Source organism: Enterobacter cloacae complex sp. 2024EL-00227 (genome assembly GCF_043945315.1).
In the GTDB taxonomy this organism is placed as follows: Bacteria; Pseudomonadota; Gammaproteobacteria; order Enterobacterales; family Enterobacteriaceae; genus Enterobacter; species Enterobacter roggenkampii.
On the sequence record NZ_JBIMQP010000034.1, the window covers coordinates 1 to 12243 of the forward strand.

The window sequence follows — 12243 nt, forward strand, 5'->3', positions numbered from 1 at the left end:
GCTGGGACATTATACGTTTTCGTTACCGGAAGATATTCTGAAGGGCGAGTTAAGACCATTAAATTTGAATACAAACAATGAATTAACCTCTTAGCGTGGTTTTTTACATCATTGGACCTCGAACCCCTGCCATGACTACCCATGTTGCCAAGCGCCTGCATTGAAGAACCGGTAGAACGTGCAGCATCTGCGACACCGGCACTGATACCGCTACCCCAGCTCTGGGCGACCTGCGGGATCTGAAACAGAACAAAGATAGAGATAATGGTCAGCAGCAGCGCGGCCATAGAGCCAGTGATAGATGAATAGGCCGCATCGGAGTTCATCGAGGACAGAAGGTTGTCGAACATCTGCATGATGAAACCAAACACGAGAGCCAGCACGACAACGACCAGCCCGTAGTTGATTACCGATCCAAGCCAGCGCGCGAAGATGTTTTTTGTTGGCCCCCACAGCAGGCAGAAAATGGCAATCGGGCCGAAACAAAGCGTAACGGCAAGAAGGATTTTCGCCATGATCACAAAGCCCGCACCGAGGCCACCCAGCACAACGGTAGCAACCAACATAATTCCGCCAATGGCATATGCGGCCAGACCGCTTGACGAAAATACATCTGCCGCATCCCACGCTGTATTTACAATCCTGACGCCTTTTTCAATACCGCTATCAATGATCGCCGGTACGCCGCTGGCTTCGACTTTATCAGGGGAAGATAAGATGCCAGCAAAATCATCTGGCATGTGAAGCGCCACATTAACCAAATCCTGCTGAAACCAGCCGCCTGCCGTCGCAAAGCTCAGGATAAGGGCTATAGATAGATACTCTTTAATCAGCGAGCTTAGGCTGTCGCCTGCCCCCGGATTAAACATCGAGTACAAGCCCTGCATCATCAGCTTTATGGTCAGACAGGTTGCCACCAGAGGCGTAACGTCAGAGATAATGGTGGCAACGTTGGCGCTCACCATTGACGTAATCGCCCCGTCTACTTTTGCGAAAATGTCTTGTACCAGGGTGAATGCCATATTGCCTCCTTACTCTTAAATTTTCGGTGAGTTAATTTCACCGTCCTCTTTACCGTGAACAAACAGCTGGCGATCAGCCTCACGCGCGTTTTTGCAGTCTGGCTTCTGGAGTTCATCAGCATTCTTCTTGCACTCCTCGATCGTTGCCTTGCGCTCTTTGTCATGCTTTTTGTACCAATCAACGTCATGCGAAGCGTCGCAGGCCACCAGGAAGAAAGGGATAAGCAGCAGTAGTTTTTTCATAATTTCCTCAGTTAATTGAAGGTGACGCGGTAACGTCCCCACCGGTTCCAAAAACAAAATTACGGGTCGCACGATCCTTCTGTGCGCGCAAAAGTTTGTCCTGCGATTGCTGTAACATATTCATCAAATTCAGCTTCGCCTGCTCACCCTGTATAGCGCCTTGTGACGTCTGGATACGTGCTTGCAGGTCGGCAATGGATTTCAGGTCTGGCGTCGATTTAATCTGCTCCGTCAGCGCCTGCATATCGCTCAGCTCTTGCATCTGGTTGTTGTAGGCTTTTTCGGCCATCACACGGTCGTAAGCACCTTTTTCCGCCAGCTTTTTGTTCATATAGGCGATTGCTTCGCTGGGCGTCATGTCGTCAACCTCAGCATTAAACTGGCCCATCATGCTGTTAACAGAAGGCGTGACCGACGAACTGGAGTTCATCGCGTCGCTGTACACCTCTTTCCAGTTGTCAGGCAGGTTATTCGCCAGCGTATTGGTTGACGTCCCCAGCAGATCGCCCAGGTTGGTTGTTTTAGCCATCGACTCATACATATTTTTCTGCGTCTCCAGCTGGCTTTTAAGCTGCTCCAGCTGTTGAGCCATTTGTTCAAGCTGTTCACCCTGTTTAATCAGCTCGGTGGGGTTGGATACGATGATGCCAGCGGAGGCGCTTTGCGCGCCCCCAAGAATCAAGCCGGTGGTCAGCAGCACTGCCGTAAGTGATTTTTTCATGGAGTTTTGCCTCGTTGTTAAGCCGTCAGGCGCCAGTATTCTTTGAGCCATACTTCAGGGTCATTACCGAGCCGTTCAACCAGCTCATGCGCAATTTCGGCGTTTTGTGGTTCACCGGACAACACGCTAAGTACGTTGTCCATTGTCTTAATATCTGCATCAATATCGTCGCTGTTGCGAGGGTAGAGATTGAAAGAAGCAATCGCAGACTGTTGCCCTTGTTTAACCAGGAACTGTCTGGAGTGTTCGGTAATCGACATCAGCGCGTCGTATTCAGCATCAGTAAGGAAGGCATAATCCTCTCGGATAGCTTCCGGATCGCGCAGGCAGATTTTTGTGACGGTCTGCGACATGATCGTGCGGCCAATACGGCTGGACAGCGCATCGTTCGGCTCCTGCGTGGCAAACACATAGATAGCGTCTTTCTTACGGTCAGTTTTGATACCACGCTTAACTTCACGCTCGATAACCGGATCGTCAAGGTAGGCGTGGAACTCGTCAAAGCACTGAATGACGCGGCGTTTGCCGTCGATGGAGTCACGTACCCGGTACAGAAGGTACATCATGAGCGGAGTACGGGCCGGGCTGGATACTTCCTCTTTGGCTGCGATAAACTCGGATAAATCGAAGCCAAAAATATCATTCGCGCTGAGATCCAGGCTGTCTTTATCATTGTCAAACAGCCAGCCATACTGGCCTTCGCGCGTCCATTCGCGCAGCAGCCCTTTCAGTGATACGCCATTTTCCACAACTTCATTCACGTACCCGTCCAGGATCGTAACGGTGCGCGCCTCGCGTGGAATAAGTGAGCCTTCCCCCATAACCGCATCAACGCCTTCAGCCAGTTCGGTAGCCATCGTTGCGCTGATAGGCCCGTTATTGGTGGTTTCCACACAAATGCGGAACAGGTTTTTAATGAGGGCAATATTGCGTTTGGTCGGTTCAATCTGAAGCGGGGCAAACCCGGACGGCATACCCTGTTGCAGAACTTTATAGTAGCCACCAACGCTTCGAATGAACGGCTCCATACCGCGGTCACGGTCATAAACAAAAAGTCGCGGGTTGTACTTCATTGACTGCGCCAGCAGGAAGTTAAGCAGCGTGGTTTTACCTTCCCCCGACATACCCGTTATTAACGCATGGCCCAGTGGGCGTTTACCGTAGGAAAGTTCTTCAAGCGGGGTCACATGGAAATTAAAATAGAGTGGCGTACCGCTGATCGTGCGGAACATGGTCAGCGCTGGCCCCCACGGGTTATTGTCAGGCTTGCCACGCATAAAATTGTGGAACGGGCTGAAGTGCAGGAAGTTCCATGAGTTTATCGGAACCGGGCGCGGCGCCCATTTCTGGTTGCCAGGCAGTCTCGCATAATATGCAGCCTCAGAGGCCAGGCTGAGAGTCCCACCAACCACGCCACAGCCGGTTAGCATAACCTTCACACGACGCGCTTTGCGCTGTACCGCGTTTTGGTCATTATCCCAGACATGCACGGTTCCATGATGGTAGCCCATCACGAACTCTCTGGACGTCAGCATATCGAGCGCGGTACCAAGCTGTGCCAGCTGGCTTTGCGCACGGTCGCGCGTTTCCTGCAAAGATTTTTCCTGATGCGTCAGAAACGTTTTAGCTGAAGATTCAGAGAGGCAAGAAAAACTCTGCGTCAGAAGGTATTCAAAATCGGCTTCTTTAAGCATGTTAAGCTGGCCTGGCTCTGTATCTTCTTCGTATTCACGAAATTCAATGCCGGTGGTATAGAAGTTGTGATCTACCGTTCTGATCTGGACAACATCCCCCCACAGGGAGCTAACAGGGCGGTTGTCCATGATGTACTCACGGATACGATCACGGCAAACAGGCACGATGGCCCATTCCATATTTGCGAGGAAATAAAGGAACTCCAGCGCTTTTGAATAAGCGTGAGCCTGCGAAGGTTCAGGCTCGTTGCGTTCGATAACAATGGCTTCGTCAAAAATGTCTGATTCATCGACTTCAGCAAGTTCTTCACGTTCTTTTTTATCAGGCGCAGGAATTTCAACACCGCGTTTGTCACGATAATAGATACCCAACTGCTGAATGCCATACGGCTTCATTGCTTCCAGGATTTGTTCAGAAATATCTTCCAGACCTTCAAGCGCCTCATTCTGCATTTGCTGAATTTCGTCACGAGTCGGCTTTTCAAATTTCGCCAGAAACTTCTGTGTTTTATCCCCTACCTGTTTGTAAATAACGGTCAGATAAAGGTCATTAATCAGCTGCTTGGAATCACCGTGCAACTTACGGTTATATTGATCAATATAAGCAGGGAAAAAATGGTCATACTCACCATCCGGGTACTCTTTAGCCTCATGGTGATATTCATGCGTCCACAGCTCTACATGGTCTGTTCCGAAGCTCTTGACCAGCGTATTAAGGTCTTTATGCCAGGTGACCAGTTCCCGATCTGATGCGCAGTCATGTGTGCGGCCATCCAGCTTGAAAAAAGCCATCAGATCGCCGTTTTCCATCGAAATCACGTAATCATTGAGGTGATAAGAATAGGGCAAATACTTTTTATTTACTGATGGCTCCTTACGGTAGGCATCAATTTTTTTTGGCTTCGTAGCGGTGGCAGCTCTCATTATTTTAAACCCTTACGTTTGTAGTCAACAGAGGAATAAGACGATCCTCCCCACTGCTTAAACGGAGAATCAAACCAATTACTGAATTTGGTTTTCAACCACAGGCCCATAATTCGAAACATGCGGTCGTCATATTTTGTTAATGCAGCTGAAGGAATCCACAAAAAGACGAACACCAGAATCGCCCACATATGAATAATCATAAAAAGCGAGGCAGAAATCATGAATATCATCATAGCTACATTACGTGGTACACCCAGCGCGCGAGGTAAGCGAGTCGCACCTTTGAAAAGCGGTCTTTTCCCGTCAACGAACATCTTTGTAGTCCTCACTTTGGGGGACAAAAGTCCCCCCTTTTCGCGTTGTTCAGCTTCCTACGCCCGTCAGGGAAACCAGAAATGATGCAGAACCAATACCAATCAGCGAGATTACGATACGAGGAATAAAGCTGGCTGGGATTACGTGAAGCATCCACATAAAGCAACTAACCATGATCGCAATAGCACAACCAATTGGAATCCATGTGCTCAACCACGTCTGGATTGATGTAGCGGTTGATTCACCAGTATCGGTGCCAGCGGCCAGCGCAATTTGCGGCAGGGCAATGGACAAAACGCCCATAACTACCGCAGGGCCATACTTCTTAAACAACGTGGTCATACTTTCTCCTTACTCACTATCTTCTGTTGATTGCAGATTTAACCGGCATTCTTCAACGCCACACTTATCTTTCAAAAACTCTGCCAGTAGCCTTAAATCAGCCCAGGTTCGTAGCTCATGCTCTTTGTTAACCCTAATGGAACATGCGATCTGGCCCAGCTGTTCATCGTCTATCTGAAAAACGGGATACCACTTCTTTAATGAAACCCGTTCTATCGTTACCTCCTTCACTTTTCCTGCTTCAAATAGCTCCAGGATCTGTGATTGCAATACAAGGTACAAACGTTCCATCCATAACCTCATTCCCCCTTCGCTGTTTCCTGTCTGGTTAAAAAGGCATCCGTATTATTTCGGCTGAAGGCATCGCCATCACCCGAACCAAAAACATCTTGTTCACCGTCATACTGCGGCGCCGTACTTTTTGCCTGCTGAGGCTCAGTCGCGGTGCTGTCCTCACTGGTCTGGCCGTCAGGTAGCAGCGTAGGGATTTTCAAATCAGTTGATTGACGCGCCACGTTGATAACTTTCGTGACATACCCGTTAGAAATCCCGTTTGTGAGTGAGCCGGTGTTGTAGCAGGAAAGCGCGTGTCTCAGCGCAACCTGCCCGGCTGGGTAGGATTTCAGGGCGCTATCATAACAGGCTTTAAGGATGGTCTGGCTCGCCCGCAGGTTGATGCAGGGTTTGAAAATATCGTCAACCGAAAGACCCAGGCCCACTAAATTATTTGAGTTAATTTGTGCAAGGCCCATATCAAAACTTTTATTATCCTTCAGCAGAACTTTCGCAACGCTGACGGCCTCAGCTTCAGTACGCGGTTGCTGTTTTAACTGAATACTACCGTTAATATTGATCCTGTACGGCCCATTTGAGGACTCATGGCCGACGATGTACGCCATCGTTAAGGGTGAAACATCAGGCGCACATCTCTGCGCAAGCCTGGCAACTTCATCGGAGGCAGGCGCAGCACTGGCACGGCCAGCACAAGCAAGGCAGGCCAGAGCGAGAACCAGGAGTTTTGGATGTTTACTCATTTATGTTTCACCGCGTAATTGTAATTTCGACGACTTTTGTTTATGATAAGGGCTAATGAGATCGTGTCAAGAAGAAACGAAAAGAAAACCGCTGAAGGAAGGAAGGTGATGCTGGTTCCCCTGAAATCAGAAAAACGACCAAAAGGCGAACCCGTGTATCGTGACCCGGATAACCCTTTTAATACGTGGACTGGTATAGGGAAGCGCCCGGCCTGGCTAACTGCAAAATTGGACGCTGGCATTAGCCTGGAAGCCATGAAGATGCAGGGCGTAGCCAACCCCAGAGAACATAGACCAGCAAAATACCGCGACCCCAGGAACGCAGAAAATACCTGGTCCGGGACTGGCCGCCGACCCACATGGCTCAAAGAGCTGCTTGATAGTGGTTTATCACTTGATGATCTGAAGATATAACCGGAGGGTATAAAAATGGGCGAACTTATTGATTTTGCGGAAAGGCAAAAAAGCAGAAGGAAGAAAAAGGCATCTTCCATTCCGCCCATTTTTAGAAAATTTCGTGTCCATGCGATCAGGTTACTCGCCAGCATCATCAAATCCGGCTCTTATTCAGTTGCTTATATTGTTAAGAATATTACAGGAAAGTTAATCAAGTTTTACACAATTTTAACGATTTTCGTTTTTGTTGTCGAATATATTGCAGGCGATATAGGTTACAAATCTATTTATAACGCAGCGTTATTATTAATATTGCTTACCGTTATCAACATTCTGGCGAGTGTATATCTGAACAAACTGTTAAGGACAAAACAATGAAGAAACTCTTAATACCTCTGATAGCAGCTGGTAGTCTGCTTTATATTCCTGCCAGCCATGCTGAAGATCCCTGCAAAGTTATTATGTGCATGGCGGGCAAGCTCACCGGCGATAGCGGCGGAAGCGAGTGTAACAGTGCTGAAGCTGCTTTCTTCAATATCGTTAAAAAGAACAAGCACGGCTTTTTACCCAACCACACGAAGGATGCCAGGAAGGCTTTTCTTAATGAATGCCCGGATAATGGCGAAGGTGGAAGTAACCAGTCGATGATAAGCCAGATCATAAGTAAATACGGGAAAGTTCGCTTATAGGCGAACTAGGAATAATCTCAATTTAAGGAGCCAACGTGAAAAAAATAATATTAAGTGCATTAGCCTGTACAGCTCTCTTAACTGGTTGCGTCAGCCAGGATAAAGGTAATGCGATGCAGAGCCAGCTGAATAACCAGCAACGCCAGATTAACGAATTATCCGTTCGTTTGCAGTCTGCGGAGTCCCGGCTATCAAAGCAGGAAGAAAAGCTGCGCAACGAACTGCTGCAATCCAGCGGCTATTGCTATCTGAATGGCGCCCGCTACTCGACCGGCACCGTACTTTACGGGCGGATTTGCCAGAATCAGTCAGGCAGCGCTTCGTGGCAGGTATACAGCCGTCGCTAAACACCAGGGCGGTTTAACCGCCCTTTTCTTTACCCTCAGAAAGCCCACTATGACCATGATCCCCTTCCCCACTACAGAAAACCTTATTCTATGGGCTTGCAGCGCCATCGCACTGCTTGCCGTTGTATTCTTCCGGCGTTCAGTACGGCACAGGCGACACAAAAGGAAGCAGCAAAGTGCGCGGCGGGTGCTGGAGCGCATAAAGACGTTGCCGGGCTTCCCACAAAAAATTAACTACCTGAGGAAAATTGATCCTTTTGTGTTTGAAGAACTGTTGCTGGAAGGATTTGAAGCGCATGGCTTCAGAACCATCAGAAACAAACGCTATACCGGCGATGGAGGCATTGACGGCCAGGTAATAATAGGAAAATATCGCTATCTTATTCAGGCTAAACGCTATCGCGGCCATATTGCTTTACAGCACGTACAGGAGTTCGAGAAGTTGCTTAAACGTCATAACTGTCGCGGTCTGTTTTGCCATACCGGGAAAACCGGCGCAGGTTCAAAATCTGTCAGTATTGCCAGTGAACGGATGGAGATTATCAGCGGCCAGCGCCTGATAGATTTGCTCACGCCCGGCAGCTCCTTCACTATCGCAACCGCCCCGCAGACGATGATGAAGCGTACCGCAGCAACACTAGAAACGAGCACCATTGTTAAAGATGCCGGTAAAGAAAATCGATACCATGAGAGTTAATTAAATGAAGTCAGTAACTATAGAAGCAAAAACATTTGCTGAAATGTTAGGAATAACAGAAGGTGAGTTAATCTTTGCCATTAAGAAAACTGGCACATTCAAAAACAAGACCATCCCACAACCTCATGAGCCACATAAATCAAATAATAGATTTTTATATTCAGACGTAATGAGGTTTATAGAATCACTAAAAGACAAAGAGAACCGGTAATGACTCCAACTTACTGATAGTGTTTTATGTTCAGATAATGCCCGATGACCTTGTCATGCAGCTCCACCGATTTTGAGAACGACAGTGACTTCCGTCCCAGCCTTGCCAGATGTTGTCTCAGATTCCTCAATGCGCTGAGTGTAACGCTTGCTGATAACGTGCAGCTTTCCCTTCAGGCGGGGTTCATACAGCGGCCAGCCATCCGTCATCCATACCACGACCTCAAAGGCCGACAGCAGGCCCAGAAGACGCTCCAGCGTGGCCAACGTGCGTTACCTAACAATAAACCTGTTTAAATATCCAGATAAAAACATTCAATCTGGGTCAAATGAGTGATACAGTTTCACCCATAAGACCCAATGGAGGCAATATGTCTGAATTTGAATTACTGGCGCAGGATCTGCTTGAGAAAGCAGAAGCGGAAGAACAACTGCGACAGGAAAATGATAAAAAGCTGCTCGGGCAGGTGCTGGAAATCTATGACCAGAAGTACGTGGCTGAACTGCTTAGAAAAGTTGGTAAAAATGAGTGGAGTCGCGAGACCCTTAATCGCTGGATTAATGGTAAGTGCTCACCTAAGACGCTGACGTTAGCCGAAGAGGAACTTCTACGAAAAATGCTTCCGGAAGCGCCTGCACATCACCCTGACTATGCCTTCCGGTTTATTGACCTGTTTGCTGGGATTGGAGGTATACGGAAGGGCTTCGAAACCATCGGTGGCCAGTGCGTTTTTACCAGTGAATGGAATAAAGAGGCTGTGCGCACATATAAAGCTAACTGGTTTAACGATGCTCAGGAACACACTTTCAATCTCGATATTCGTGAAGTCACGCTCAGTGATAAACCTGAAGTACCTGAAAACGATGCCTATGCTTACATTAATGAGCATGTGCCGGATCATGATGTACTTCTAGCAGGTTTCCCCTGTCAACCGTTTAGCCTTGCGGGCGTAAGCAAGAAAAACTCGCTCGGGCGCGCGCATGGTTTCGAATGTGAGGCTCAGGGAACGCTTTTCTTCGATGTGGCGCGTATTATCCGCGCAAAAAAACCTGCCATCTTTGTTCTTGAAAACGTTAAAAACCTGAAGAGCCATGACAAGGGTAAAACCTTTAAAGTCATCATGGATACCCTCGACGAACTGGGCTATGAAGTTGCGGATGCAGCTGAGATGGGCAAAAACGATCCTAAAGTTATCGACGGAAAGCACTTTTTACCTCAGCACCGAGAACGTATCGTTTTGGTCGGTTTCCGCCGTGATCTGAACATTCACCAGGGCTTTACCCTGCGCGATATTAGTCGTTTTTATCCGGAACAGCGTCCGTCATTTGGCGAACTGCTGGAACCCGTGGTTGACAGCAAATATATACTGACGCCGAAACTCTGGGAGTATCTCTATAACTACGCCAAAAAGCACGCAGCTAAGGGTAACGGATTCGGTTTTGGCCTCGTTAATCCTGAAAATAAAGAAAGCATTGCCCGTACGCTTTCTGCTCGCTATCACAAAGACGGGTCTGAAATTCTGATAGACCGTGGCTGGGATATGGCCACAGGTGAAACAGACTTCGCGAACGAAGAAAATCAGGCGCATCGGCCCCGCAGGCTGACTCCGCGAGAGTGCGCGCGCCTTATGGGTTTTGAAAAAGTAGATGGCAGGCCTTTTCGCATTCCTGTGTCAGACACTCAGTCGTACAGGCAGTTCGGTAACTCCGTAGTGGTGCCCGTGTTTGAAGCCGTAGCCAAACTGCTTGAACCTTATATCCTGAAAGCGGTTAATGCCGATTCGTGCAAGGTTGAACGAATCTGATCGCTCCTCCCGGTATTTATGCCGGGAGATAATCTATGGAATATCTGCGTAAAGCCCTGTCAGCTCAGCAATAAACGCACCTAGCGTCATTAGCTCAGCTCTCACCGCCTCCGGGTATTTTTTGTGCAGAGATGATGGCACGACCAATCTGACACCCGACTCCCGCATCTCCCGATATTGAGCCAGAGAAACTCCCTCCTGGAGTGTAAACAGATGCACCTGATGAATTTTATCGGCCTCATTCAGTATCTGACGCCAGCGATCCTTACAGGTAGTCTTGACTGCCAGCATGCGCAGATTTTCTACGGGAAACTCAGTATCGTGGTAAGCCCCTGCGGAAGGGAAAAGGAAATCGGGTTTTTTATTACCTTCTGTGATGGCCTGCGTCGCAAAGTGTCGCAGGCCGTGCTCAATGAATAGATGCTCCAGGTGCAGTTCCAGCGACTTCCCGGCTCTGGATTTACGGCGATTGCTGACAGAATTGGCCAGCGCAATAAATTCATCCACAGAGCCAAATCCTTTCCGGATGATATCCAGAACATGCAGTTCCTCAACCAATAGAAATATGTCGTACTCCACGCGCCGGCGGTCAAGAAGTTGCTCATCCGGATCAAGGGAATTTTTCACATAATGGCTGGCTGCATACTGAATAATTTCACTTCCCGACGGAAAGCGCAGGTGCCAGTCTTCAGGTAGAATATATTTATGATTTACTGGCGCTTGCTGTAGAGATAGTCCGCCTAGAATCTGTCCTGCGGGGCCGGATATAAGCGCTCCGGGTATAACTTCACCAATAGCGGTCTCAATGACGTCCTCTTCATCAGTGCTGGCGCATACCCAAATATTTACTTCCTTACAGTCCCCCCCTTGCTCATCAAGCTTGAAAGCCAGGAGCGTCAGAGCCCCTGTATTTTCAGGATCCTGAAGTGGGCTGCCTCTACCCCAGCGGGTAATCCTTTTTTCATTCCGGGTTTTACCAAAATGACGGCTGTTATAATAAATTGCCCTGGCTTCGCTGTCAGGGCAATCATGCGATGACACATGTGCGGTGAGAAAAACCGAAGGGTTCAGTTCACGGGTATGGTTGATAGACGGAAAGAGTTTTTCAACGATACCTGAAGGGATATAAAGCCCTACCTGGTGACCACCTGTTGCGCCGGTATCGTTGGCGGAAAGGCGTTTGATGTAGACGAAGTAATTCTCACATGCGATCTCAAGTAGCCAGTTGTGGAAAACCGACATAAGCATCCCCTGTTACCCTGAAACTCTACTCACCATTTTTTCATGATTATATACAAACAGTGTCATTTTCAGAAGACGACTGCACCAGTTGATTGGGCGTAATGGCTGTTGTGCAGCCAGCTCCTGACAGTTCAATATCAGAAGTGATCTGCACCAATCTCGACTATGCTCAATACTCGTGTGCACCAAAGCGAGGTGAGCATGGCGACGGAGGCTCTGTTGCAAAGATTGGCGGCAGTCAGAGGTAGGCTGTCGCTCTGCGCCGATCAGGCGGCTGCTGCGAAATGGTGGTTGAGCATGCCCATGGCCTCCGTCAGCGCCGAGGGCCCAATGCCAAAAGCTCTCTCCACAAGGCGCACCTCGCCCCTGATGCCGGGCTGCAGGCACCAGGGGCGAGCCTGTCCTTTGCGCAGGGCTCGCATGACTTCGAATCCCTTGATCGTGGCATAGGCCGTGGGGATCGATTTGAAACCGCGCACCGGCTTGATCAGTATCTTGAGCTTTCCGTGATCGGCCTCGATCACGTTATTGAGATACTTCACCTGCCGGTGGGCCGTCT

16 protein-coding genes and 2 pseudogenes are annotated in these 12243 nt (G+C 48.7%); 7 read left to right on the forward strand and 11 right to left on the reverse strand.

Annotation, left to right across the window (positions count from 1 at the left end):
• Positions 1–296 precede the first annotated feature (296 nt).
• The 8 genes and pseudogenes from ACHH0Z_RS24775 to ACHH0Z_RS24810 all read right to left on the reverse strand — a co-directional run.
• Positions 297–1022: pseudogene (locus ACHH0Z_RS24775) on the reverse strand (type IV secretion system protein); the annotation flags it as partial.
• Positions 1023–1037: 15 nt separating this feature from the next.
• Entirely contained in the window at positions 1038–1265 is a 228-nt protein-coding gene (gene eexN, locus ACHH0Z_RS24780; RefSeq protein WP_000734973.1) for an IncN-type entry exclusion lipoprotein EexN, read from the reverse strand.
• Between the two features lie 7 nt (positions 1266–1272).
• Positions 1273–1986 carry a type IV secretion system protein gene (locus ACHH0Z_RS24785; protein ID WP_000749362.1) on the reverse strand — a complete coding sequence of 238 codons (714 nt, stop codon included), beginning with the start codon at positions 1984–1986 and terminating at the stop codon, positions 1273–1275.
• A 17-nt stretch (positions 1987–2003) separates the two neighbouring features.
• Entirely contained in the window at positions 2004–4472 is a 2469-nt protein-coding gene (locus ACHH0Z_RS24790; protein WP_225303560.1) for a VirB4 family type IV secretion/conjugal transfer ATPase, read from the reverse strand.
• A 131-nt stretch (positions 4473–4603) separates the two neighbouring features.
• Positions 4604–4921: a VirB3 family type IV secretion system protein gene (locus ACHH0Z_RS24795; RefSeq protein WP_000496058.1), complete on the reverse strand. Its 318-nt coding sequence runs from the start codon at positions 4919–4921 to the stop codon at positions 4604–4606.
• Positions 4922–4970: 49 nt separating this feature from the next.
• On the reverse strand, positions 4971–5264 hold the full coding sequence (locus tag ACHH0Z_RS24800; protein ID WP_001749962.1) for a hypothetical protein: 294 nt from the start codon (positions 5262–5264) through the stop codon (positions 4971–4973).
• 9 nt (positions 5265–5273) lie between these two features.
• Positions 5274–5555: a transcriptional repressor KorA gene (korA, locus tag ACHH0Z_RS24805; protein ID WP_000440698.1), complete on the reverse strand. Its 282-nt coding sequence runs from the start codon at positions 5553–5555 to the stop codon at positions 5274–5276.
• A gap of 8 nt (positions 5556–5563) precedes the next feature.
• Complete coding sequence (locus tag ACHH0Z_RS24810; protein WP_001749963.1) at positions 5564–6298, reverse strand: lytic transglycosylase domain-containing protein; 735 nt, start codon at positions 6296–6298, stop codon at positions 5564–5566.
• A gap of 108 nt (positions 6299–6406) precedes the next feature.
• On the opposite strand from ACHH0Z_RS24810, the gene ACHH0Z_RS24815 reads away from it, so the two are divergent.
• The 6 genes from ACHH0Z_RS24815 (at position 6407) to ACHH0Z_RS24840 (ending at position 8638) form a co-directional block, all read left to right on the forward strand.
• A complete protein-coding gene (locus ACHH0Z_RS24815; RefSeq protein ID WP_000960954.1) occupies positions 6407–6712 on the forward strand; it encodes an H-NS family nucleoid-associated regulatory protein in 306 nt (101 codons plus the stop codon).
• A gap of 15 nt (positions 6713–6727) precedes the next feature.
• Positions 6728–7072: a hypothetical protein gene (locus tag ACHH0Z_RS24820; RefSeq protein WP_395147981.1), complete on the forward strand. Its 345-nt coding sequence runs from the start codon at positions 6728–6730 to the stop codon at positions 7070–7072.
• Complete coding sequence (locus ACHH0Z_RS24825) at positions 7069–7383, forward strand: TrbM/KikA/MpfK family conjugal transfer protein (RefSeq protein ID WP_001749965.1); 315 nt, start codon at positions 7069–7071, stop codon at positions 7381–7383. Before ACHH0Z_RS24820 ends, ACHH0Z_RS24825 begins: the two co-directional genes overlap by 4 nt.
• 113 nt (positions 7384–7496) lie before the next feature.
• Positions 7497–7730, forward strand: a complete 234-nt coding sequence (locus ACHH0Z_RS24830; protein WP_001191790.1) for a hypothetical protein — start codon at positions 7497–7499, stop codon at positions 7728–7730.
• Between the two features lie 49 nt (positions 7731–7779).
• On the forward strand, positions 7780–8427 hold the full coding sequence (locus ACHH0Z_RS24835; protein WP_015344958.1) for a restriction endonuclease: 648 nt from the start codon (positions 7780–7782) through the stop codon (positions 8425–8427).
• A gap of 4 nt (positions 8428–8431) precedes the next feature.
• Positions 8432–8638 (forward strand): hypothetical protein, encoded by a 207-nt coding sequence (locus ACHH0Z_RS24840; protein ID WP_001749967.1) that lies wholly within the window; start codon positions 8432–8434, stop codon positions 8636–8638.
• A 10-nt stretch (positions 8639–8648) separates the two neighbouring features.
• On the opposite strand, the pseudogene ACHH0Z_RS24845 reads toward ACHH0Z_RS24840, so the two are convergent.
• Positions 8649–8910: pseudogene (locus ACHH0Z_RS24845) on the reverse strand (IS1 family transposase); the annotation flags it as partial.
• A gap of 98 nt (positions 8911–9008) precedes the next feature.
• On the opposite strand from ACHH0Z_RS24845, the gene ACHH0Z_RS24850 reads away from it, so the two are divergent.
• On the forward strand, positions 9009–10442 hold the full coding sequence (locus ACHH0Z_RS24850) for a DNA cytosine methyltransferase (protein WP_001288432.1): 1434 nt from the start codon (positions 9009–9011) through the stop codon (positions 10440–10442).
• Between the two features lie 33 nt (positions 10443–10475).
• Here ACHH0Z_RS24850 and ACHH0Z_RS24855 read toward each other — a convergent pair whose 3' ends face one another.
• Together ACHH0Z_RS24855 and ACHH0Z_RS24860 are read right to left on the reverse strand one after the other, a co-directional pair.
• On the reverse strand, positions 10476–11684 hold the full coding sequence (locus ACHH0Z_RS24855; protein WP_001749969.1) for a type II site-specific deoxyribonuclease: 1209 nt from the start codon (positions 11682–11684) through the stop codon (positions 10476–10478).
• Positions 11685–11950: 266 nt separating this feature from the next.
• Positions 11951–12243, reverse strand: a 293-nt coding sequence (locus tag ACHH0Z_RS24860) for a DDE-type integrase/transposase/recombinase (protein ID WP_139186680.1), incomplete at its 5' end; no start/stop codon positions are given.

Bases quoted from the DNA above. Each gene is read 5' to 3' on its own strand.
- ACHH0Z_RS24855 (WP_001749969.1), bottom strand. From the start codon at position 11,684: ATGTCGGTTTTCCACAACTGGCTACTTGAGATCGCATGTGAGAATTAC.
- ACHH0Z_RS24815 (WP_000960954.1), top strand. From the start codon at position 6,407: ATGCTGGTTCCCCTGAAATCAGAAAAACGACCAAAAGGCGAACCCGTG.
- ACHH0Z_RS24835 (WP_015344958.1), top strand. From the start codon at position 7,780: ATGACCATGATCCCCTTCCCCACTACAGAAAACCTTATTCTATGGGCT.
- ACHH0Z_RS24790 (WP_225303560.1), bottom strand. From the start codon at position 4,472: ATGGCTTTTTTCAAGCTGGATGGCCGCACACATGACTGCGCATCAGAT.
- ACHH0Z_RS24850 (WP_001288432.1), top strand. From the start codon at position 9,009: ATGTCTGAATTTGAATTACTGGCGCAGGATCTGCTTGAGAAAGCAGAA.
- ACHH0Z_RS24795 (WP_000496058.1), bottom strand. From the start codon at position 4,921: ATGTTCGTTGACGGGAAAAGACCGCTTTTCAAAGGTGCGACTCGCTTA.
- ACHH0Z_RS24820 (WP_395147981.1), top strand. From the start codon at position 6,728: ATGGGCGAACTTATTGATTTTGCGGAAAGGCAAAAAAGCAGAAGGAAG.
- korA (WP_000440698.1), bottom strand. From the start codon at position 5,555: ATGGAACGTTTGTACCTTGTATTGCAATCACAGATCCTGGAGCTATTT.
- ACHH0Z_RS24825 (WP_001749965.1), top strand. From the start codon at position 7,069: ATGAAGAAACTCTTAATACCTCTGATAGCAGCTGGTAGTCTGCTTTAT.
- ACHH0Z_RS24840 (WP_001749967.1), top strand. From the start codon at position 8,432: ATGAAGTCAGTAACTATAGAAGCAAAAACATTTGCTGAAATGTTAGGA.
- ACHH0Z_RS24785 (WP_000749362.1), bottom strand. From the start codon at position 1,986: ATGAAAAAATCACTTACGGCAGTGCTGCTGACCACCGGCTTGATTCTT.
- eexN (WP_000734973.1), bottom strand. From the start codon at position 1,265: ATGAAAAAACTACTGCTGCTTATCCCTTTCTTCCTGGTGGCCTGCGAC.
- ACHH0Z_RS24800 (WP_001749962.1), bottom strand. From the start codon at position 5,264: ATGACCACGTTGTTTAAGAAGTATGGCCCTGCGGTAGTTATGGGCGTT.
- ACHH0Z_RS24810 (WP_001749963.1), bottom strand. From the start codon at position 6,298: ATGAGTAAACATCCAAAACTCCTGGTTCTCGCTCTGGCCTGCCTTGCT.
- ACHH0Z_RS24830 (WP_001191790.1), top strand. From the start codon at position 7,497: ATGCAGAGCCAGCTGAATAACCAGCAACGCCAGATTAACGAATTATCC.